Origin of the sequence: Pseudoalteromonas sp. Hal040, assembly GCF_037162425.1 — a bacterium.
Taxonomy (GTDB): domain Bacteria; phylum Pseudomonadota; class Gammaproteobacteria; order Enterobacterales; family Alteromonadaceae; genus Pseudoalteromonas; species Pseudoalteromonas gelatinilytica.
In genome coordinates, this window is the sequence record NZ_JARLUU010000001.1 from 1,346,854 (window position 1) to 1,366,008 (window position 19,155).

Below are 19,155 nucleotides of genomic sequence, written 5' to 3' on the forward strand. Positions count from 1 at the left end.
ATGAAGAAACTATTTAAAGGTTTTGCTGTTGCAGCAGTACTATCTGTTTCTGCAGGTACCGCGCTTAATGCACACGCAAACACTGATGCTTTAGACAAAATTCTTGAGCAAGTTAAGCAAGAACGTATCTCTGAAGGCAAATTAAACAAGCAACGTGAACAAGAGTTCCTTTCAGCTCGTGCTGACAAGCAAGCGTTACTTAACAAAGCGAAAAGCGACCTAGCTGCTGAAAAAGCACGTGGTGATCGTTTATCTAAAGAATATGCACAAAACGAAAATACTTTAGCTGAAAAAGAGCAAGCTCTTTTAAACGCTCAAGGTACGTTAGGTGAGATGTTCGGTGTTGTACGTCGTGCAGCTGCTGATGCAATCGGTTCAATCGAAGCATCACTTGTTTCTGCTGAAAAACCAGGACGTGCTGAAGTACTTCGTTCACTAGCTGCAGCGAAAGAACTTCCAACTGTACGTGAATTAGAAGAGCTTTGGATTTCTCTTCAAACTGAAATGACTGAATCAGCTAAAGTTTCAACTTTCGAAACTGAAGTTGCAGGTCTTGACGGTTCATCTTCTGTGAAGAAAGTAACGCGTATCGGTAACTTCAACTTAGTAACTGACGACGGTTATTTAATCTACTCTCCAGAAACTAAAGCGATCCAACCTCTAGGTAAGCAACCTGATAGCTACATCCTAGCTGGTATCAGCGATTTAGAAAAGACTTCTGCAGACAACTACGCTGGCGTATACATCGACCCGACTCGTGGCGCGATCTTACGTATCAACACGCAGAAGAAATCGTTAATGGAATACTACGAGCAAGGTGCTGAAGTAGGTTACATCATCACAGTATTACTTGTTGTTGGTCTACTTATCTTCATCGTTCGTTTCATTGATCTTGCGCTTACTAGCACTAAGATTAAGAGCCAGCTTAAAAACCTTTCTACTCCGAATACAAACAACCCACTGGGTCGTATTCTTAAGGTTTACGCTGACAACAAGAATCAAGACGTTGAAAACCTTGAGCTTAAACTTGACGAAGCAATCCTACGTGAAACGCCTCGCATCGAAGCTGGTATCAACATTATCAAGATCTTGGCAGCAATCGCTCCATTACTAGGTCTACTAGGTACGGTAATCGGTATGATCCTTACGTTCCAAACAATCACATTGTTCGGTACAGGTGATCCGAAGATCATGGCTGGTAATATCTCTCTAGCACTTGTAACTACAGCGTTAGGTCTAATTGCAGCTCTACCACTTATCCTACTTCACTCAATCGTTGCGGGTCGTAGTAAGTCGGTTCTACATGTCCTTGATGAGCAAAGCGCAGGTATCATCGCTGCTCACGCGGAGAAGGAGAAAGCCTAATGCTAGTCCTGATGGAGATCTGGGAATCTATCAGGGATTTTGTTGGCACAGGCGGCCAGGTTTTATACGTGGTCGCGATAGCACTCTTTCTTATGTGGGTTTTAATGATTGAGCGCTATTGGTTCCTACTAGCTGAGTTTCCTCGTATGACGAAGGACATCGTAGCTCAGTGGGATGCCCGCCAAGACACTACGTCTTGGTACGCACACAGAATCCGTGAAGCATGGATTTCTGAAGCGTCTGAAAAATTAGATCAGCGTATGTTGTTGATTAAGACATTGGTAGCTATTTGTCCTTTAATCGGCTTACTAGGTACTGTAACGGGTATGATCGCGGTTTTCGAAACCATGGCTACTCAAGGTACAGGTAACGCACGTTTAATGGCATCAGGTATTTCAATGGCAACAATCCCAACAATGGCTGGAATGGTTGCGGCACTATCTGGAGTATTCTTTAGCTCACGCCTTGAGGCAAGAGCGAGAATGGCGAAAGCTAAACTTGTAGATAGCATGCCTCATCACTAGAGAGAGAATTAAATATGGCACGTAAACAACGTTTTCGTGAAGAAGAAGAAGCAGCGGTTGACATGACGCCAATGCTTGACATCGTATTTATCATGCTTATTTTCTTTATCGTAACTACATCGTTCGTTAAAGAGGCTGGTATCGAAGTCAATAAACCTAAAGCAGCTGCAGCTACGAAGCAAAAAAATGCAAACATTTTTGTTGCTATCCGTGCTGACGGTGCGATCTGGATTGATAAACAACAAGTAGACGTTGAGCGTGTATCAGCTAAGCTTGAAAGTTTATTAGCAGAACAACCTACTGAAGTTGTAATTTTGCAAGCTGATAAAGAAGCAAAACACGGCGTAGTAGTTAAAGTTATGGACCAGATCAAAGCGACGGGTGATAACCTTAAAATTTCAATAGCTGGAGATCAGTAATGATTCGTTTTCTGTTTTCACTGATTGCAGGTGGGGCAGTTACTTTCGGCTTGTTCTACTTCATGGCGTACCTCATCTCCGGTGGAGCTGATCGTGCGACTGAACAAAAAGAACAGATCGTAGTCGAAATTATGACGAATCCGCCTGAATCTAAGGTGCAGGAGAGGAAGCGTGTTCCGCCTCCGCCTCCGCCACCGCCAAAGCAGCCGCCTAAACCGCAGCCGCCTCAGCCGGAAAACAGCAACCCGAACACTGGTGGTTTGTCATTTAATATGCCAAGCATCGATGTGGGTAGCACAGCTGGTGGCCTAAGTGGTCCAGGTGCATTTGGACGTGATGGTGACGCGACACCTATCGTTCGTATTGAACCAAAATACCCAACGCAAGCAGCGCGTGATGGTAAAGAAGGTTGGGTACAACTTTCATTCACTATCAACGAAGTTGGTGGTGTAGAAGATATTCAAGTGATCGACGCTGATCCTAAACGTATCTTCGACCGTGAAGCTAAGCGTGCGTTATCTAAGTGGAAATACCGTCCTAAAGTTATTGATGGTAAGCCACAAAGACAACCGGGTCTTCAGGTTCAGTTAGACTTTAAACTTAACCAAGGCAACTAAGGAGGCGAGTAATGAGAAATTTATCTAAAGTAACTGCTCTTGCGCTTCTTATGTCACTATCAGGTGTGGCATTCACTGCACCTGCTTTAGCTGCGCCAGATTACGCGAAGATTGAAGCGCGTAAGAAAGCAAAAACTAAAGTTATGGGTGAGCGCGTTGGTAAGAAAGTAATTAAAGCGTTTGACTTGTATAATGAAGAAAAGCTTGACGAAGCGATTGCATTACTTAAAGAAATTGATGCATCAGATGACTTTGACAAAGCGACTGTTGACCGTTATTTAGGTCAAATGTACGCTCAAAAAGAGCAGTACCAGTTAGCTATCAAGCACGTTCAAGCAGCTGTTAAACCTGACGTTTTAAACTTTGCTGACCAAGAGCAAGGCCTAAAACTATTAGGTGATATGTACGCAGGTACAGAGCAATATGCAAAAGCGAAAGAAGCTTATGCAGCTTGGATGGACTTCACAGGTGAGGAAGACGACAAAGTTTATACACGTATTGCGCAAGCAAACTACGAGTTAAAACTTTATAAAGACGTACTTCCTGCTGCAAACAAAGCAATTGAATTGGCAAAAGAGCCTGCTAAAGCCTCTTACCAATTAAAGCTAGCTGCCTATTTTGAACTTAAACAGTACAAAAACATGGTAGAAGTAGCTGAAGAGATTGTTCGTGTTTGGCCTGAAGACAAAAAAGCCTGGGTTGGTTTAGGTAAATATTACCTACAAACCGAAGACTTCAAGAAAGGTCTTGCGACCATGGAAGTTGCCTATAAAAATGGCTATTTTGAAAACGAAGTTGAATACAAAGTACTTTCTAACTTTTATTCGTTAAACGATATTCCTTACAAAGCAGCTGTAGTGCTTGAAAAGGCAATCAACGAAAACAAAGTTAAGCGTAACAAGCAAAATATCAGTGCAGTGGCATCTAACTACCACCGCTCAAAAGATATTGAAAAAGCAGCTAAATACTATGAAGAAGCGGCTAAATTTGATGACGATGCAGAGCTTTACCGCAAAGCTGGTTCATTACTTTTACAATCGCAAAACTATAGTGCAGCCGTTGTTCGTTTGAACAAGGCGTTAGAGCTTGGTTCTGATAAAAAAGGAACTATCTACTCTGACTTAGCTGAAGCTTACTACTACCAAGAGAAGTATAAGCAAGCTTACAACGCTATCACTAAAGCAATGGATGATCCGCGTACGCGTAAATTCGCGAAGAGCTGGTCAACCTTCATCAAAGATAAAGCGAACCGTAATGGCGTGAAAATCTAATTGATGTTGTTTTAAATTAAAAAGCCCCTTTGGGGCTTTTTTTATGGAATTTTATAATGCTAAGACAGATCGTATTATTACTTGTCGCCAGTGTGATGCTGATAGCTTGCTCTGAGCAAACTACAAAATTCACCACGGTTCACGAAGGACAGCAAGAACTTCGTAACATTAATAATTTATTATCTAACCAAAATGAACATAGCAAGGTAACAAGTTGGCCTTTCTCTGAGAGCTATTTACAGGCACGACACCTAGCTTATAAAGGGCTACAAGGTACAAAGTTAACTGACTCTCAACAAGCGCAATTGAACTATCTGATCATTGCTGAGCGTTACCCTGAACGTTATTTTGTATGGCCAATTCAACGTGATGTTATTAGCAACGCTCGTCTACAAGGTGATTTCAGTGAGCAGGGATTAGCTGCCTGGTTAGAATTGGTTGAAACTCGTTTAATCGCGGCTGAGCAAAGTAATCTCAAACTGAATAAAATCGAATTAACCTTGTTGCATAATATGGTTACAGCTCATTTAAATAACAATGATAACCACGTTCAAACAGCGCTCAATAAACTTAATCAATATTTAACGCAATATAAGCCGCGCACAAAACTGGGGTTGGTTGGCTTGGCGAATGGGAAAGATTGGTATCAGAGTAAATTAAATTACTTTAGTGGTGTGACTAAACCACCGTTAGATTGGCTTAGCGAGATACAACTGGCTTTAAAGCAGCCTCACAGTGCTGATTTTTTACTACCTTTAACTGATTCACATACAAAACCATTAGTAATGAGCTATTTTACCCAAGAACATCAGCACGATGGCTTTGATTGGCAGTTAGAATTCATTGATCCGCAGAAAAATAAACGTGAATTATCAGAAGGCGAGCAATACTTTTGGCAAGTAATGATGGAAACTGATGTGGGGATCCATTATCACACGTGGAGTGAACAGCAAGCTCGTGTCAACTTAATGAAGCGTTTGAATGTTGATCAGCAGCAAGCTGATTGGTTAATTGAGGATATTGTCCTTTACCCTGCGATGAGTTTTATGTTTGTAAATTAATATGCTGCGCTCTAAGGAGCGCATCGCCGGCAGCGCTGACTTGCCGGATCTGCAAGTAAACGTTCATCATCAATTTTTTCTTCACAATCACAACAATAACCATATTGCCCAATATCAATCTGGCATAGAGCAGCTTCTAATTTTTCTATGCGAGCAATTAATAGTTGATACTCAGGGCCAAGATTATTCGCTGTCAGCTCTAACCACTCTGAAGGGGGATTATCCTTGAGTTGCGATAGCAGTTGCTGATGATAGCCTTGATCAGATTTAGCCAGCATATCCAGTAAACGTTGTCTAACCTGCGCAAGTTCCGCAGATAACTTTGTTTGAATTTCAGTATTGTTCATCGCGTTTCTTCCAAGTGGGCAATACTGGTATTATCAAACAAAAATCGTTAGCTAATTATGATTTGTATCAATACTCGGCGCTTTGGCGTACTTTCTTAGTACGTCAGCGACTTCATCTTTCGCTTTTAAACGTCTGATCTCATCAAAAAGTGCGTTGGCTTGTGGGTATTGGCGCTTTAAATAACCAAGCCATTGCTTGGTTCGAGAGGCAAAATACTTCTCACATTTACTTTCTTCTTGATGCATCGAAGAATGGATGATGTGGTATATCACATGTTCCCAAAGCATCGGACTGTACTGATCATTTTCTACATGCGATTTTATTTGTTTTGCTAAATCAGGCATTGCTAGCGCACCACGACCTAGCATTAAGTCTTGGCAATGGCTGCGTTTTTGACACAACATAGCATCCTCAACTTGCCAGATTTCACCGTTGGCAACCACAGCAATGTTTTTGCCTTCAATTAATGGTGGAATTTTTTCCCAGTATGCCGGTGGGTTGTAACCATCTCTTTTCGTTCTGGCATGAATAGCAAGACTTGATGCGCCTGCACTCACCACTGCATCAACAATTTCTTGACTGTTGCTGTCGTCATCAAAACCAAGTCTGATTTTTGCACTCACCTCATGACACGGATCGACTGCATCACGAACGGCTTTAATAATTTCGTACATGTGTTCTGGGTCTTTTAAAAGTACTGCACCACCTTTACTTTTGTTTACCGTTTTAGCCGGGCAACCAAAGTTTAAATCGATGCCATGAGACCCTAAATTGATAGCTTTAACTGCATTTTCAGCTAGCGCATTGGCTACTTGACCAAGTAACTGAATACGCACAGGGGTGCCTGCACGGGTATAGCCAGCAGTTTTTAACTCAGGACAATAGCGATGAAATACGCGCTCGGGCAGTGTGTCTTCAACGACACGAACAAACTCAGTTACGCATAAATCGAATCCACCTAAATCAGTTAGGAGTTGTCGCATTTTAAAATCTACAACGCCTTCCATCGGTGCTAAAACTAGTCGCATGATACCTGTTAACTCATCAAAAATTAGGACGCGTATTCTAGCTGTTCTTGATTGTTTTATAAATCGTAATTTGCATTCTAGGCAGTTTCAGAAAATAATTATAAAAAATTTGAAAGTAATTTTTAGTTCTCGGGTCTTGTTAAATAACCCTTTATAAAAAAGAGAGTCATCGAATGAACACAGTTAAGAAAAATTCAATTGCATTAACATTAGGTGCAGTTGTAGTAGGTGCATCAAGTTTTGTAGCGACTGATGCCAGTGCAAACCCATTTGAATTTCAGCAAATGCAAGCTGGTTATCAGCTAGACGCCGCTGAAGGTAAGTGTGGCGAAGGCAAATGCGGCGCAGACAAGAAAGCTGAAAAAGAAGGTAAGTGCGGCGAAGGTAAATGTGGCGCAGACAAGAAAGCTGAAAAAGAAGGTAAGTGCGGCGAAGGTAAATGTGGCGCAGACAAAAAAGCAGCTAAAGAAGGCAAGTGCGGCGAAGGTAAATGTGGCGCAGACAAAAAAGCAGCTAAAGAAGGTAAGTGCGGCGAAGGTAAATGTGGCGCAGACAAAAAAGCGGCTAAAGAAGGCAAGTGCGGCGAAGGTAAATGTGGCGCAGACAAAAAAGCAGCTAAAGAAGGCAAGTGCGGCGAAGGTAAATGTGGCGCAGACAAAAAAGCAGCTAAAGAAGGTAAGTGCGGCGAAGGTAAATGTGGCGCAGACAAAAAAGCAGCTAAAGAAGGTAAGTGTGGCGAAGGTAAATGTGGTTCTAATCACTAAACGCTCACTTAGCTTTTGAAAGGGCCGTAAAGGCCCTTTTTAGTAGGAGGTAGTATGTTAAATAAATCAGCAGCAGATTTTGGGCAAATAGGATTAGGTTTGCGCCGAGAAATGCTTGATGAAATGCTCATCGATGTTCCTAAACCCATTGAGTTCTTAGAAGTTGCGCCTGAAAATTGGCTAAAGCTTGGGGGCGTTTTGGTAAACAATTTAAACAGCTTACTGAACAGCACGCCTTTGTTTGTCATGGCTTATCGTTATCAATTGGCTCACCAGCAGCGCTTGATATTGACTTTGTGCAATCGCTAAAAGCTTTCTTTAAAGAGCATAATATTCGTTTATTCAGCGAGCACTTAAGCTACTGCTCCGGTGAAGGGCATATGTATGATTTAATGCCTATTCCGTTTACTGAAGAGGCTATTAAACATGTGGCCTCTCGTATTAGGCAAGTACAAGATATTCTAGAGCAGCCAATTGCTATCGAAAATGTTTCTTACTATGGCGCGCCTGGCCAACAAATGACTGAACTTGAGTTCACTAATGCAGTGTTAGAAGAAGCCGATTGTCAATTACTGCTTGATGTGAATAACATTTACGTTAATTCGATTAATCATGGTTATGATGCTGAGCAGTTTTTAGCTGCATTACCAACAAAGCGCATCGCCTATGGACATGTTGCGGGTCACTATACTGAAGCCGAAGATTTATTGGTTGATACCCATGGTGCGCCTGTCATTGACCCTGTTTGGCGATTGCTTGAAAAAGCTTATGACGTGCATGGGGTATTTCCCACCTTATTAGAACGTGATTTTAATATTCCGCCGATGAGTGAGTTATTAGCAGAGCTTAAAACAATTGAAACACTGCAGCACACAGCCAATAAGCAAAATCAAGTAACGGTGAAACACAGTGCCTAATCATTTTATGCAAGTACAGCAAGCATTTATGGCGCATATCCGCGACCCTGAGCAACATGCTAAGCCTAGCGATGTTGAAGAGCGCCGTATGGCGATTTACCGCGACTTATTTTTTAATAATGTGGATGGGTTTGTCAGTTCTGCCTATCCTGTTCTAAAAAGTTTATATTCAGAGCAAGCGTGGCACAGACTCGTTAGGCAGTTTTTTAGTCAGCATAACTGTAAATCGCCTTATTTTTTAGATATTGCCGGGGAGTTTTTGGCCTTTCTTGCAAATGACTATGAAATGCAAAGTGATGATCCTGCGTTCATATTAGAACTGGCGCATTATGAGTGGGTTGAGCTCGATGTGTCGGTTGCGAAGGAGCTGGAAAACGAAACGAACTTATCGGCTCATCAAGTCACCAGTTCTGCATTGTATTTAAGCTCCCTTGCTTGCAATTTGAGTTATCGTTTTCCAGTTCATACCATCAGTGTGGATAACCAACCAAGTGAGCCCGCAGCTGAGGCAAGCTATTTTGTGGTATATCGGGATAGCGATGACGAAGTGCAGTTTTTATCAACTAATGCGATGACCGCGTTACTGCTAAACATGATTGAATCTCAGCCAGGTATCGATTTAAACCATGTGTGCCAAGTAGTTGCAGAGCATGCACCTCAGTTTAGCCAAGAACAGCTTTATCAAGGAGCGCTTAATACCTTAAGTGCCATGGCTGAACGAGGCATTGTGGTGACTAATACATTGGTTTAAAAATCGGCTAAAGCTCTTTATTGATGAGGGCAGTTCGACTATTATGTCCGCCTTATTTTGTCGTGCTTAAATAAAGGTAGTAACTATGTCGAATGATAAAGACTTTAAAGATCCGTTCAATGCAACTTATTTCATTGCGTTTTTAGCTGTATTCGGTGGCATTGGCTGCCTTAACGCTATCCTTGGTTGGATCACTTCTTTATCTTAATCTGCGTAAGCAAATTTAAGACAATAGGCTGCATTATGCAGCCTTTTTTATTGCTGCTTATATTATTTCGAAACTTGCTACCGACTTTCTACTAAGGTGATGTTATACTCTCGAGCTTTGTTAGATAAACTTTTTGAGCAGTATAATTATGACTCAAGCAACTTCAACGCTCATCAAACAGAGCATTGCAACGATCGCTGATTACCCTAAGCCGGGCATTATGTTCCGCGATGTAACCACTTTAATGGCTAACGCTGAGGCATTTAAAGCAACCATCGACAGCTTTATTGCCGCATATAAAGACCAAGGTTTTACAAAAATCATTGGTACTGAATCACGTGGCTTTATTTTTGGTGCACCACTTTCATATGCACTTGGTGTTCCGTTCATTCCAGTTCGTAAACCGGGCAAACTTCCTCGCGAAGTGATTTCACAAAGCTACCAATTAGAGTATGGTGAAGATACTCTTGAGCTTCATACAGATGCAATTGTCCCTGGCGATAAAGTGTTATTAGTAGACGACTTACTGGCTACAGGTGGCACAATCGAAGCAACGGCAAAATTAGTCGCTAAGCTAGGCGGTAACGCAACTGATGCGGCATTTGTTGTTTCTTTACCTGAACTGGGTGGTGAACAACGTGTTGCTGATATGGGCATCAAAATCTTAAAGTTGGTTGAATTCGAAGGCGAATAATTAATGAGTTATCAGGTTCTAGCAAGGAAATGGCGACCACAAACCTTTCACGAGTTAGTGGGGCAGTCTCATGTTAAACAAGCATTAGTTAATGCATTAACACAAAATAGACTCCATCATGCTTATCTCTTTACTGGAACCCGTGGGGTGGGTAAAACAACCATCGCACGTATATTCGCAAAAAGCCTCAACTGCGATAAGGGTATCTCTGCTGAGCCATGCGGCCAATGTTCAAGTTGTACTGACATCGAAGCAGGTCGTTATATTGATTTATTAGAAATCGATGCGGCATCGCGTACTAAAGTAGAAGATACCCGCGAAATCCTTGATAACGTTCAATACGCTCCAACACGTGGACGTTACAAGGTATACCTAATCGATGAAGTTCATATGCTGTCAAAGCATAGTTTCAATGCATTACTTAAAACATTGGAAGAGCCGCCAGAGCATGTGAAGTTTTTATTAGCGACAACCGATCCGCAAAAACTGCCCGTGACGATTTTATCGCGTTGCTTACAGTTTAATTTAAATGCTTTGTCGCAAACAGAGATTCATGATCAGCTTGCCCATGTTCTTAATCAAGAACAACTAAGTTTTGACGATAAATCACTGTCTATTTTGGCGAAAGCAGCTGACGGCAGTATGCGTGATGCACTGAGCCTTACAGACCAAGCAATTGCGCAAACCAATGGCAATATTAATCATCAGGCTGTGCAAACCATGCTTGGCTTGATGGATACTCAATATAGCCAAACCATGTTAGCAGCGTTACTGTGCCAAGATGGCGATGCATTACTTCAAGAAGTAAAAGCAGTTGTTAGCCGAAACCCTAATTTTGTAGCCTTGCTCGACGATTTAATTGCACTTACGCATCTTATTCAACTTGTGCAACTCGTGCCTAGTGCAGCGGCACTTGATGATACTAACCGAGATTTTATTGAGCAGGTGGCACAAACCACTGATGCACAGCAGATGCAGGTTTACTACCAATTGCTATTAAATGGTAAAAAGGATTTGCAATGGGCACCCGATGCTAAACTTGGTTTTGAAATGATCATGTTGCGACTGCTCGCATTCCAACCTACGCAATTTGCACAAAGCCAAACTCCAGCGAATACTCAGCAGCAGGTTAAGCCAACAGGTGCCAGTGCACTGCGCGATATTTTAAAAAAATCAACGGCGCAACGTGAACAAGCTGCATCAGCTCAAGCACCAGTAACGCAAAGCTCTGAGCATACAAATCCTGTGCCTTCAGAGGCTCAGCAAACACAAGCAGCACCTATTCAAACAGCTAGGGTAGAAACGGCACAAAGCCAAGAGCCTGATCAGCAAGTCGAAGCTAAGCCTTTAGAACAGTCTGCTCAACCGGCTGAAACTGCAATTGCCGCTGACGTTAAACCAGTGCCACAACAGCAAGAGCAAAGTAATTCAGAACAGATGCCTGCTGCTGCTGATTCTTCGCAAGCTTACTCTACACCAGAGTACTCTTCGCAAGATTACATGGATGATGATGCAGAAATGGATTCATCACTTGCTGCGCAATACGATGATGTGATGAATAGCGCCTATGATCAGGGCTTTACAGCAAATGAAGAAGCTGCGCCCCAGCAACAGCAAACTGCACAATTGCAACAGCAGCAAAGCCAAGCGCAATCGGCCATTGCACGTATTTTACAAGACCGTAATATCTCAGGAGCCGGGCGTTTAAGTGGTGCGGCGACGCAAACAGATGTAAAAGCAGAGCCACAGCCTGAAGCAAAGCCGGTAGTAGAGCCGCTCGGGCAACAAAACCAAACCACGACCAATATTCAGCCTCAGCAGCAAGCAATGGCTGCTGAAGTAAAAAGCCCATCCCCCAGCAAACGGGGGAGAGCACTAATAAAGTAAAAAAAGTCGACTTTAGAGAAAAGCATCAAACAATCACCGAAAATTTAGCGCCAGAGCTGCTTGAGCAGATCAATCCGCAAAAAGCGCCAGAGCCAGTCGTTGAAGAAGCCTGTATTCCGGTACCCGATGATTTTGAAAGCCCGATCAGCAGTATTAAATTTGCACACGAGCAAGATGAATGGGCGTATTTAATAAAACGTATGGGGCTGGGCGGTCGCATGCGCCAATTTGCGTTGCATTCAATCTTTACCAAGCAGAATAATCAGCTGCACATTGAAGTTGATTCATCGCGCCGCCATTTAGACAGCGCAGTGCTAAGGCAAAAGCTCAATGCTGCATTAAGTGAAATTTACGGTCATAATGTAGAGCTTAATATCGAGTTTGCTGATGGCGTGATAGATTCACCGTATTTGATTCAACAAAAAATCGATGCAGGTCGTCATCAACAAGCGATTGATGTAATAAATACAGATGAAAACATCGTGCAATTTCAGAAGTTATTTAGCGCGATAATCGATGAAAACAGTATTCAGGCATTGTAATTAGTTACAATAGCCCTTATCTTCATGCCAATTAAAGTAGTTTAGAAAGAGAGACAGTTATGTTTAAAGGTGGAATGGGTAACATGATGAAGCAAGCGCAGCAAATGCAAGAGCGCATGCAAAAAGCCCAAGAAGAGATCGCAAACCTTGAAGTAGTAGGTGAAGCAGGTGCAGGCCTAGTTAAAGTAACTATGCTTGGTAACCACAATGTACGTCGTGTTGAATTAGATGACAGCCTAATGGAAGACGACAAAGACATGATCGAAGATTTACTAGCGGCAGCGTGTAACGATGCTGTACGTCGTGTTGCTGAAGAAACACAAGAGCGCATGAGCAAAGTAACTGGCGGTATGCAATTACCACCAGGTATGAAAATGCCATTCTAAGTGATTTTGTATGCAACTATCTCCTAGTTTAACACAGCTAATTGAAGCGCTACGATGCCAGCCAGGTATTGGCCCTAAGTCTGCACAGCGCATTGCTTTTCATTTGCTTGAGCGTGACCGTCAAGGTGGTAAACAACTTGGCCATGCATTAACCAAGGCAATGGATGAAGTAGGGCATTGTCAATCTTGTCGTACTTTTACAGAGCAAGCTGTATGCGATATTTGTTCAAGTGTTAAACGCCAAGATAGTGGTTTATTGTGTGTGGTTGAATCACCAACCGATGTACTCGCTATTGAGCAAACTGGTCAATATCAAGGGCTTTACTTTGTTTTAATGGGTCACTTGTCGCCAATTGATGGCATAGGACCAAAAGAAATTGGCCTTGATATCCTTGAAAGTAAGTTGAAACAAGGCGGTATTAATGAGGTGATCCTCGCAACCAATCCAAGTGTTGAGGGTGAAACCACCGCTCATTATATTGCTGAGCTTTGCCACAAGTACCAAGTGAGTGCATCTCGTATTGCTCACGGTGTGCCTGTTGGTGGTGAGCTCGACTTACTTGATGGCATGACACTGATGCACGCATTTAGTGGACGACGCGCCGTAAACCAAAACTAATACCTGATATGGTATCAAAAGCCTGCTTTAAGCAGGCTTTTTTGTGTGTAGCCCCCCAATTTAGCCGTAAATTTTATTTTTTGCCTTGAAGTTCAAAAAGCCTGCCCCATATAAAGAGTCATAGTGCAGATTAGACACTTTGTTAATTGGAGATTTACACAATGACTGCAGCACAAAAAGAAACATTAGGCTTTCAAACAGAAGTCAAACAACTATTAAACCTGATGATTCACTCTCTTTACTCTAATAAAGAGATTTTCCTACGTGAGCTTGTATCAAACGCGTCAGATGCAGCAGATAAATTGCGTTTCCTTGCGCTTTCTAATGGCGATTTATACGAAAACGATGCAGATTTGAAAGTCCGTATCAGCGCCGATAAAGACGCAAACACGGTCACCATTACTGATAACGGTATTGGTATGAGCCGTGAAGATGTGATCAATTCACTGGGTACGATTGCCAAATCAGGCACCGCAGAATTTTTCCAGAACCTAACAGGCGACCAAAGCAAAGATTCACAATTGATTGGTCAATTTGGTGTGGGTTTTTACTCAGCATTTATCGTTGCTGATAAAGTAACCGTGCGTACGCGTAAAGCAGGTGAAAGCCAAGGTATCGAATGGCAATCTGCAGGTGAAGGCGATTACACCTTACAAGAGATTGAGAAACCAACACGCGGTACCGAAATTATTCTTCACCTTCGTGAAGACGAAACAGAATTTGCTGATGAGTTCCGTTTACGAAGCATCGTAACTAAATATTCAGATCATATTTCTATTCCAGTTGAAATGTATAAAGCAGAAGTACCTGAGTCAGAAGGTCCAGATGGCGAGAAAATTCCAGCACAGCCAGGCGAGTGGGAAGGTATTAACCGCGCTACAGCACTATGGACTCGTGATAAGTCAGAAGTCACAGACGAAGAGTACAAAGAGTTTTATAAGCATATTGGCCATGACTGGGAAGAGCCGCTAAGCTGGGCACATAACAAGGTTGAAGGTAAAACTGAATACACGAGCCTGTTATACATTCCTAAAAAAGCGCCTTTTGATTTATGGAACCGTGACCGCCAAACGGGTTTAAAACTATACGTGCAACGCGTTTTCATTATGGATGACGCAGAGCAATTTATGCCAAGTTACCTTCGCTTTGTAAAAGGTCTGCTTGATTCAAATGACTTACCACTTAACGTGTCGCGTGAAATCTTACAAGATAACAAGGTAACGCAAGCAATCCGTAAAGGTTGTACATCGCGTGTACTGAAAATGCTTGAGCGCATGGCGAAAAACCGTGAAGAAGATTACCAAACGTTCTGGAATGAATTTGGTCAGGTGTTAAAAGAAGGTCCAGCTGAAGATATGGCAAACAAAGAAGCCATTGCTAAGCTATTGCGTTTTGCTTCTACACACACTGACGAAAGCACACAAAATGTATCGCTTGAGCAATACATTGAGCGTATGAAGCCAGAGCAAGACAAAATCTACTATGTGGTTGCAGATTCGTTTGCAGCAGCGAAGAGCTCACCACATTTAGAGATCTTCCGTAAGAAAGGTATCGAAGTATTGCTACTAAGCGACCGTGTTGATGAGTGGATGATGAGCTACTTAACTGAGTTCAACGAAAAATCATTCCAGTCAATCACCCGTGGTGACTTAGATTTAGGCAACATGGATGACGAAGACACGAAAAAAGCGCAAGAAGAGTCAGAAAAAGAAGTTGCTGGCCTAGTTGAGCGTATTAAAACTGCGTTAGGTGATAATGTTAAAGATGTACGCTTTACGCATCGTTTAACAGACTCACCAGCTTGTGTTGTTGCTGATGAGCATGATATGAGCTCGCAAATGCAAAAGCTAATGGAGTCTGTAGGTCAAACTGTACCTGAGCAAAAGCCAATTTTTGAGCTTAACCCAGAGCATCAGCTTGTTAAACACTTAAACGTTGAACAAGATGAAGAGAAGTTTGCCCAGTGGTCACATGTGCTTCTTGACCAAGCATTACTCGCCGAGCGCGGTACGTTAAAAGACCCTGCAGGCTTTGTAACTCGCTTGAACAAACTTATGCTAGATTTAAGCAAATAAGCGTTTTAACTGAATGAGTTGAAAAAGGGAGCAAGGCTCCCTTTTTTATTGCTGCTAATATAGGCAATTGGTATAAGTTACTTGAGGTATAGCCTCAGTTGTGGAAGAATTCAGGCTCTAAAAACAAAACTCCACTGATCGACCATTTTTAAGATTAGTATCACACAGAGGACAATGATATGCGCATTATTCTTTTGGGCGCGCCGGGTGCAGGTAAAGGTACTCAAGCTCAGTTTTTGATGGACAAATACGGTATTCCACAAATTTCTACGGGCGATATGCTGCGTGCAGCAATCAAAGAAGGTACACCACTTGGTCTTGAAGCTAAAAAAGTAATGGATGCAGGTCAATTAGTATCTGACGAAATTATTATCGGTCTAGTTAAAGAGCGCATCGCTAAGCCAGATTGCGAAAAAGGTTTCTTACTAGATGGTTTCCCACGTACGATCCCTCAAGCTGATGCAATGAAAGAGAATGGTGTGGTTGTTGATCACGTTATCGAATTTGACGTTGCTGACGAAATCATCGTTGAGCGTATGGGCGGCCGTCGCGTACACCCAGGTTCTGGTCGTGTTTATCACGTTGTTTATAATCCACCAAAAGTTGATGGCAAAGATGACATTACAGGTGAAGACCTTATCATTCGTGATGACGACACTGAAGAAACAGTGCGTAAGCGTTTAGGTATCTACCACGACCAAACTAAACCATTAGTTGATTACTACCAAGCTGAAGCAAAAGCAGGCAACACTCAGTACCACAAGTTAGACGGTACACAAGCTGTTGAAGCTGTTAGCCAACAACTTGGTGAGCTTTTAGGTTAATAGCTTAATTGCAGATATGAAAAAACCGCCATATGGGCGGTTTTTTTATGCAAGTTGATATTGCGCTTTACAGTTTCTTCAACGCAGCAATAGCACTGTCGTAATCAGGCTCTTTTGAAAGGTTATCAACGAGCTGTTTATAAACTATTTTATGCTCTTTATCTAATACAAATACCGCACGGGTTAGCAGGCCCATATCCTTGATAATCAAACCATAGTTCTTACCAAAGTCATGCCATACAGAATCCGATAAAGTCACCACTTTGTCGATATTCTCTGCTTTACAAAAACGCTTTTGAGCAAATGGTAAGTCAGCGCTTAGAGTAAGCATCGCTACACTTGGGTATTCTGAAGCTACCTTTTCATTAAAGTGTTTGGTTTGAATACTGCATACACCGGTGTCTAAACTTGGCACTACGCTTAAAAGCACCGCTTGGCCTTGGTAGTTGTCTAGTGTGACGGGTGTAAAGCTACCATCTACTACTTTAAAATTAGGTGCATTTTGACCAACTTCAACACCTTGTCCTAGTAAAGTGACAGGCTTTGACTGCGCAGAAACCTTACCAGCATCTAAACTATTTTCTGATAAATCACCCGCATAACTAAACGTGCATACTGCACTAAGTGCAAATATAAGTGGACGTAACATAATAAGATTCCTTCAAATTAACGCATTTAACATCAGTGTATTATACTCAAGGAGTTGGTCCAAGGATTAGTACAATTTAAAATTGTAAATAACCAATAGTTTGATTAACATGTGTTCGTGACCCTATTTTTTATATATAAAAATAAGAATAAAGTTGCTAGTCGAATTTGTGTCTAGTTAAAAAGTACGGATTTAGAGAGAGAGTATGTCAACATCGGTATTAGTTTGTGATGATTCAAAGTTAGCTCGTCGACAATTAGCGCGCTCTTTACCCGATGATTGGGATATTAAAGTTGAGTTTGCTGAAGACGGTGTGCACTGTATTGAGCAAATCAAAAAACTCCAGCCAGAAATTCTATTTCTAGATTTAAACATGCCTGAAATGGATGGTTACGAAGTACTTCAAGCCATTCAAGATCAAGGCCTTCATGTGCTTACTGTCGTTGTTTCTGGTGATATCCAGCCTAATGCTCATCAACGTGTGCTTGAGTTAGGCGCTATCGATTTTATTCAAAAGCCGTGTTCTGCAGAAAAGCTTGCCAATATCATCGAGCATCATGGCATTAAAGACAAAGCCATGCGTGAACGACTTGCTAATAAGCTAGGTGAGCAAGTTGACCCTGATGTACGTGATATCTATCAAGAACTCACAAACGTGGCTATGGGGCAAGCAGGGGACTTATTAGCGCGTCTTCTTAATGTATTTGTAAAACTTCCAATACCTAATGTAAATGTATTAGAAGTAAATGAGCTAGATATGGCTCTACGCTCAATTGATGCGAATGCCACGACATCCGGTGTATGCCAAGGATTTATTGGCGGCGGTGTGTCTGGTGAAGCCTTATTACTGCTAAATGATTCAAGCTTTAAAGAAATTGCATCACTAATGAATTACGAAGGTGAGCTTAACGATAAAGTTGAGCTTGAGCTGTTGATGGATGTCAGCAACATTTTGATCGGTGCAATTTTATCAGGGCTTTCTAAACAGCTCGATATGCGTTTTAGCCAAGGTCATCCTGTGGTACTAGGTCAGCATTGTGATGTGACCGATTTAGTAAAAGCCAATAAATCTCGCTGGCAACGAACGCTGGCGATTGAGATCAGCTATGGCATCGAAAATCACAATATCAACTGTGATTTGATGTTGCTGTTCACCGAGGACTCATTAAAAACCCTTAAGTACAAAGTAGCTTATTTATTAGAAGACTAGACTATGCCTGCAGCCGATTTTAATATGAATGAACTCCATTGGTTAATGGATATGTTTAATACCGTTGATGTAGGCCTAGTAGTGCTCGATAGAGACTACAAAGTATGCATCTGGAATGGGTTTATGGAAAACCATTCAGGCTTGCTACCCAGTGCGGTGAAAGACAAAGATCTGTTCGACTTATTTCCATCAATCGATGAAAAGTGGTTTCGCAGCAAATCAGAGTCTGTGTTCATTCTAAATAATCGCTCGTTTACTATCTGGGAGCAGCAGCCGTATATTTTCCGCTTTAAAAATTACCGCCCAATTACTGGTAAAGCGGATCATATGTATCAAAATGCCACCTTTATACCACTGACGACGACCACAGGCGAAGTGTCGCATATTTGTATCATTATTTATGATGTGACCGATGAAGCAGTGAATAAAAAAGAGCTAGAAGAAGCCAATAGCAAGCTTGAACAAATGAGCCGCACTGATGCACTTACCAAGCTTACCAATCGCGGTTATTGGGAAGAAAAGTTACGCAAAGAATATATGCGTATTGTTCGTAGTGGCGGGTGCAGCACCTTATTGATGTTCGATATTGATCACTTTAAAAAGGTCAATGATGAACATGGTCACCGCGGTGGGGATGAGGCGTTGCGTCATATTGCAGACTTGCTTCGTAAAACTCTACGTGAAACAGACTTAGCAGGTCGCTACGGCGGGGAAGAGTTTGCGGTAACCTTGCTCGATACTGATCATGAAGGAGCGCATATCTTCGCTGAGCGATTAAGAACGCTGATTGAGAATTCATCGATTTACTTTGGTGGTAAACAAATTCAACTGACGGTTAGCATCGGTTTTGCGTGCTTTGACGAGAAATTTGATCGTTACGAAAAATGGGTTGAGGCGGCAGATAAAGCCTTGTATCACTCTAAAGAAAATGGCCGTAACCGGGTGACAGCTTATACAGATTTATAAAGAAGGGGCTAATAAGCCCCTTTTTCATAA

Annotated in this window: 20 protein-coding genes and 2 pseudogenes; 19 read left to right on the forward strand and 3 right to left on the reverse strand. The window is 42.0% G+C overall.

Annotated features, from left to right (window positions below; genetic code table 11):
• From P4S60_RS06100 to P4S60_RS06125, 6 genes are read left to right on the forward strand one after another with little or no spacing between them, the layout of a single operon-like run.
• Positions 1 to 1,365 carry a MotA/TolQ/ExbB proton channel family protein gene (locus P4S60_RS06100; RefSeq protein ID WP_063705921.1) on the forward strand — a complete coding sequence of 455 codons (1,365 nt, stop codon included), beginning with the start codon at positions 1 to 3 and terminating at the stop codon, positions 1,363 to 1,365.
• Positions 1,365 to 1,889, forward strand: coding sequence for a MotA/TolQ/ExbB proton channel family protein (locus tag P4S60_RS06105; protein WP_036967538.1), 525 nt, complete (start codon positions 1,365 to 1,367; stop codon positions 1,887 to 1,889). The genes P4S60_RS06100 and P4S60_RS06105 overlap by 1 nt, the downstream gene beginning before the upstream one ends.
• A gap of 14 nt (positions 1,890 to 1,903) precedes the next feature.
• Positions 1,904 to 2,308 carry an ExbD/TolR family protein gene (locus P4S60_RS06110; protein ID WP_054551557.1) on the forward strand — a complete coding sequence of 135 codons (405 nt, stop codon included), beginning with the start codon at positions 1,904 to 1,906 and terminating at the stop codon, positions 2,306 to 2,308.
• Positions 2,308 to 2,925, forward strand: coding sequence for an energy transducer TonB (locus P4S60_RS06115; protein ID WP_063705919.1), 618 nt, complete (start codon positions 2,308 to 2,310; stop codon positions 2,923 to 2,925). The genes P4S60_RS06110 and P4S60_RS06115 overlap by 1 nt, the downstream gene beginning before the upstream one ends.
• 11 nt (positions 2,926 to 2,936) lie before the next feature.
• Positions 2,937 to 4,196 (forward strand): tetratricopeptide repeat protein, encoded by a 1,260-nt coding sequence (locus tag P4S60_RS06120; RefSeq protein WP_063705917.1) that lies wholly within the window; start codon positions 2,937 to 2,939, stop codon positions 4,194 to 4,196.
• A gap of 56 nt (positions 4,197 to 4,252) precedes the next feature.
• Positions 4,253 to 5,257, forward strand: a complete 1,005-nt coding sequence (locus P4S60_RS06125; RefSeq protein ID WP_337115360.1) for a hypothetical protein — start codon at positions 4,253 to 4,255, stop codon at positions 5,255 to 5,257.
• An 11-nt stretch (positions 5,258 to 5,268) separates the two neighbouring features.
• Here P4S60_RS06125 and P4S60_RS06130 read toward each other — a convergent pair whose 3' ends face one another.
• Both P4S60_RS06130 and P4S60_RS06135 read right to left on the reverse strand, forming a co-directional pair.
• A complete protein-coding gene (locus tag P4S60_RS06130; protein ID WP_063705913.1) occupies positions 5,269 to 5,604 on the reverse strand; it encodes a TraR/DksA family transcriptional regulator in 336 nt (111 codons plus the stop codon).
• Between the two features lie 51 nt (positions 5,605 to 5,655).
• Positions 5,656 to 6,633, reverse strand: a complete 978-nt coding sequence (locus P4S60_RS06135; protein ID WP_337115361.1) for a tRNA-dihydrouridine synthase — start codon at positions 6,631 to 6,633, stop codon at positions 5,656 to 5,658.
• Between the two features lie 173 nt (positions 6,634 to 6,806).
• On the opposite strand from P4S60_RS06135, the gene P4S60_RS06140 reads away from it, so the two are divergent.
• From P4S60_RS06140 to adk, 11 genes and pseudogenes are all read left to right on the forward strand, one after another.
• Positions 6,807 to 7,397: an HvfA family oxazolone/thioamide-modified RiPP metallophore gene (locus P4S60_RS06140; RefSeq protein WP_337115362.1), complete on the forward strand. Its 591-nt coding sequence runs from the start codon at positions 6,807 to 6,809 to the stop codon at positions 7,395 to 7,397.
• 54 nt (positions 7,398 to 7,451) lie between these two features.
• Positions 7,452 to 8,314 (forward strand): annotated as a pseudogene (locus tag P4S60_RS06145) (HvfB family MNIO-type RiPP peptide maturase).
• A gap of 7 nt (positions 8,315 to 8,321) precedes the next feature.
• A complete protein-coding gene (locus P4S60_RS06150; protein ID WP_337116828.1) occupies positions 8,322 to 9,065 on the forward strand; it encodes an HvfC family RiPP maturation protein in 744 nt (247 codons plus the stop codon).
• Positions 9,066 to 9,150: 85 nt separating this feature from the next.
• Positions 9,151 to 9,273, forward strand: coding sequence for a hypothetical protein (locus tag P4S60_RS06155; RefSeq protein WP_254907726.1), 123 nt, complete (start codon positions 9,151 to 9,153; stop codon positions 9,271 to 9,273).
• A 148-nt stretch (positions 9,274 to 9,421) separates the two neighbouring features.
• Entirely contained in the window at positions 9,422 to 9,967 is a 546-nt protein-coding gene (gene apt, locus P4S60_RS06160; RefSeq protein WP_063705905.1) for an adenine phosphoribosyltransferase, read from the forward strand.
• 3 nt (positions 9,968 to 9,970) lie between these two features.
• Positions 9,971 to 11,854: a DNA polymerase III subunit gamma/tau gene (gene dnaX / locus P4S60_RS06165; RefSeq protein WP_442961475.1), complete on the forward strand. Its 1,884-nt coding sequence runs from the start codon at positions 9,971 to 9,973 to the stop codon at positions 11,852 to 11,854.
• Positions 11,855 to 11,856: 2 nt separating this feature from the next.
• Positions 11,857 to 12,396 (forward strand): annotated as a pseudogene (locus P4S60_RS21520) (DNA polymerase III subunit gamma/tau C-terminal domain-containing protein); the annotation flags it as partial.
• Positions 12,397 to 12,455: 59 nt separating this feature from the next.
• Positions 12,456 to 12,782, forward strand: a complete 327-nt coding sequence (locus P4S60_RS06170; protein WP_054551547.1) for a YbaB/EbfC family nucleoid-associated protein — start codon at positions 12,456 to 12,458, stop codon at positions 12,780 to 12,782.
• A 10-nt stretch (positions 12,783 to 12,792) separates the two neighbouring features.
• Complete coding sequence (recR, locus tag P4S60_RS06175) at positions 12,793 to 13,401, forward strand: recombination mediator RecR (RefSeq protein ID WP_337115363.1); 609 nt, start codon at positions 12,793 to 12,795, stop codon at positions 13,399 to 13,401.
• A 161-nt stretch (positions 13,402 to 13,562) separates the two neighbouring features.
• Entirely contained in the window at positions 13,563 to 15,476 is a 1,914-nt protein-coding gene (htpG, locus tag P4S60_RS06180) for a molecular chaperone HtpG (RefSeq protein WP_188727551.1), read from the forward strand.
• Positions 15,477 to 15,655: 179 nt separating this feature from the next.
• Entirely contained in the window at positions 15,656 to 16,300 is a 645-nt protein-coding gene (gene adk, locus P4S60_RS06185; protein ID WP_036967590.1) for an adenylate kinase, read from the forward strand.
• A gap of 67 nt (positions 16,301 to 16,367) precedes the next feature.
• Here the strand turns inward: adk and tpx are convergent, their stop codons facing one another.
• Positions 16,368 to 16,949 carry a thiol peroxidase gene (gene tpx / locus P4S60_RS06190; protein ID WP_288344704.1) on the reverse strand — a complete coding sequence of 194 codons (582 nt, stop codon included), beginning with the start codon at positions 16,947 to 16,949 and terminating at the stop codon, positions 16,368 to 16,370.
• 205 nt (positions 16,950 to 17,154) lie between these two features.
• Between tpx and P4S60_RS06195 the strand changes: the two genes are divergently transcribed.
• Together P4S60_RS06195 and P4S60_RS06200 are read left to right on the forward strand one after the other, a co-directional pair.
• Positions 17,155 to 18,159 (forward strand): response regulator, encoded by a 1,005-nt coding sequence (locus P4S60_RS06195; protein ID WP_063705889.1) that lies wholly within the window; start codon positions 17,155 to 17,157, stop codon positions 18,157 to 18,159.
• Between the two features lie 3 nt (positions 18,160 to 18,162).
• Positions 18,163 to 19,125, forward strand: coding sequence for a sensor domain-containing diguanylate cyclase (locus P4S60_RS06200; protein WP_063705887.1), 963 nt, complete (start codon positions 18,163 to 18,165; stop codon positions 19,123 to 19,125).
• Positions 19,126 to 19,155: the final 30 nt, after the last annotated feature.

Excerpts from the sequence above, each read along its gene's own strand:
- P4S60_RS06130 (WP_063705913.1), bottom strand. The coding sequence starts at position 5,604 with ATGAACAATACTGAAATTCAAACAAAGTTATCTGCGGAACTTGCGCAG.
- adk (WP_036967590.1), top strand. The coding sequence starts at position 15,656 with ATGCGCATTATTCTTTTGGGCGCGCCGGGTGCAGGTAAAGGTACTCAA.
- dnaX (WP_442961475.1), top strand. The coding sequence starts at position 9,971 with ATGAGTTATCAGGTTCTAGCAAGGAAATGGCGACCACAAACCTTTCAC.
- P4S60_RS06135 (WP_337115361.1), bottom strand. The coding sequence starts at position 6,633 with ATGCGACTAGTTTTAGCACCGATGGAAGGCGTTGTAGATTTTAAAATG.
- P4S60_RS06115 (WP_063705919.1), top strand. The coding sequence starts at position 2,308 with ATGATTCGTTTTCTGTTTTCACTGATTGCAGGTGGGGCAGTTACTTTC.
- tpx (WP_288344704.1), bottom strand. The coding sequence starts at position 16,949 with ATGTTACGTCCACTTATATTTGCACTTAGTGCAGTATGCACGTTTAGT.
- P4S60_RS06200 (WP_063705887.1), top strand. The coding sequence starts at position 18,163 with ATGCCTGCAGCCGATTTTAATATGAATGAACTCCATTGGTTAATGGAT.
- P4S60_RS06155 (WP_254907726.1), top strand. The coding sequence starts at position 9,151 with ATGTCGAATGATAAAGACTTTAAAGATCCGTTCAATGCAACTTATTTC.
- htpG (WP_188727551.1), top strand. The coding sequence starts at position 13,563 with ATGACTGCAGCACAAAAAGAAACATTAGGCTTTCAAACAGAAGTCAAA.
- P4S60_RS06105 (WP_036967538.1), top strand. The coding sequence starts at position 1,365 with ATGCTAGTCCTGATGGAGATCTGGGAATCTATCAGGGATTTTGTTGGC.
- P4S60_RS06170 (WP_054551547.1), top strand. The coding sequence starts at position 12,456 with ATGTTTAAAGGTGGAATGGGTAACATGATGAAGCAAGCGCAGCAAATG.
- P4S60_RS06100 (WP_063705921.1), top strand. The coding sequence starts at position 1 with ATGAAGAAACTATTTAAAGGTTTTGCTGTTGCAGCAGTACTATCTGTT.
- P4S60_RS06120 (WP_063705917.1), top strand. The coding sequence starts at position 2,937 with ATGAGAAATTTATCTAAAGTAACTGCTCTTGCGCTTCTTATGTCACTA.
- P4S60_RS06195 (WP_063705889.1), top strand. The coding sequence starts at position 17,155 with ATGTCAACATCGGTATTAGTTTGTGATGATTCAAAGTTAGCTCGTCGA.
- apt (WP_063705905.1), top strand. The coding sequence starts at position 9,422 with ATGACTCAAGCAACTTCAACGCTCATCAAACAGAGCATTGCAACGATC.
- P4S60_RS06140 (WP_337115362.1), top strand. The coding sequence starts at position 6,807 with ATGAACACAGTTAAGAAAAATTCAATTGCATTAACATTAGGTGCAGTT.
- recR (WP_337115363.1), top strand. The coding sequence starts at position 12,793 with ATGCAACTATCTCCTAGTTTAACACAGCTAATTGAAGCGCTACGATGC.
- P4S60_RS06125 (WP_337115360.1), top strand. The coding sequence starts at position 4,253 with ATGCTAAGACAGATCGTATTATTACTTGTCGCCAGTGTGATGCTGATA.
- P4S60_RS06150 (WP_337116828.1), top strand. The coding sequence starts at position 8,322 with ATGCAAGTACAGCAAGCATTTATGGCGCATATCCGCGACCCTGAGCAA.
- P4S60_RS06110 (WP_054551557.1), top strand. The coding sequence starts at position 1,904 with ATGGCACGTAAACAACGTTTTCGTGAAGAAGAAGAAGCAGCGGTTGAC.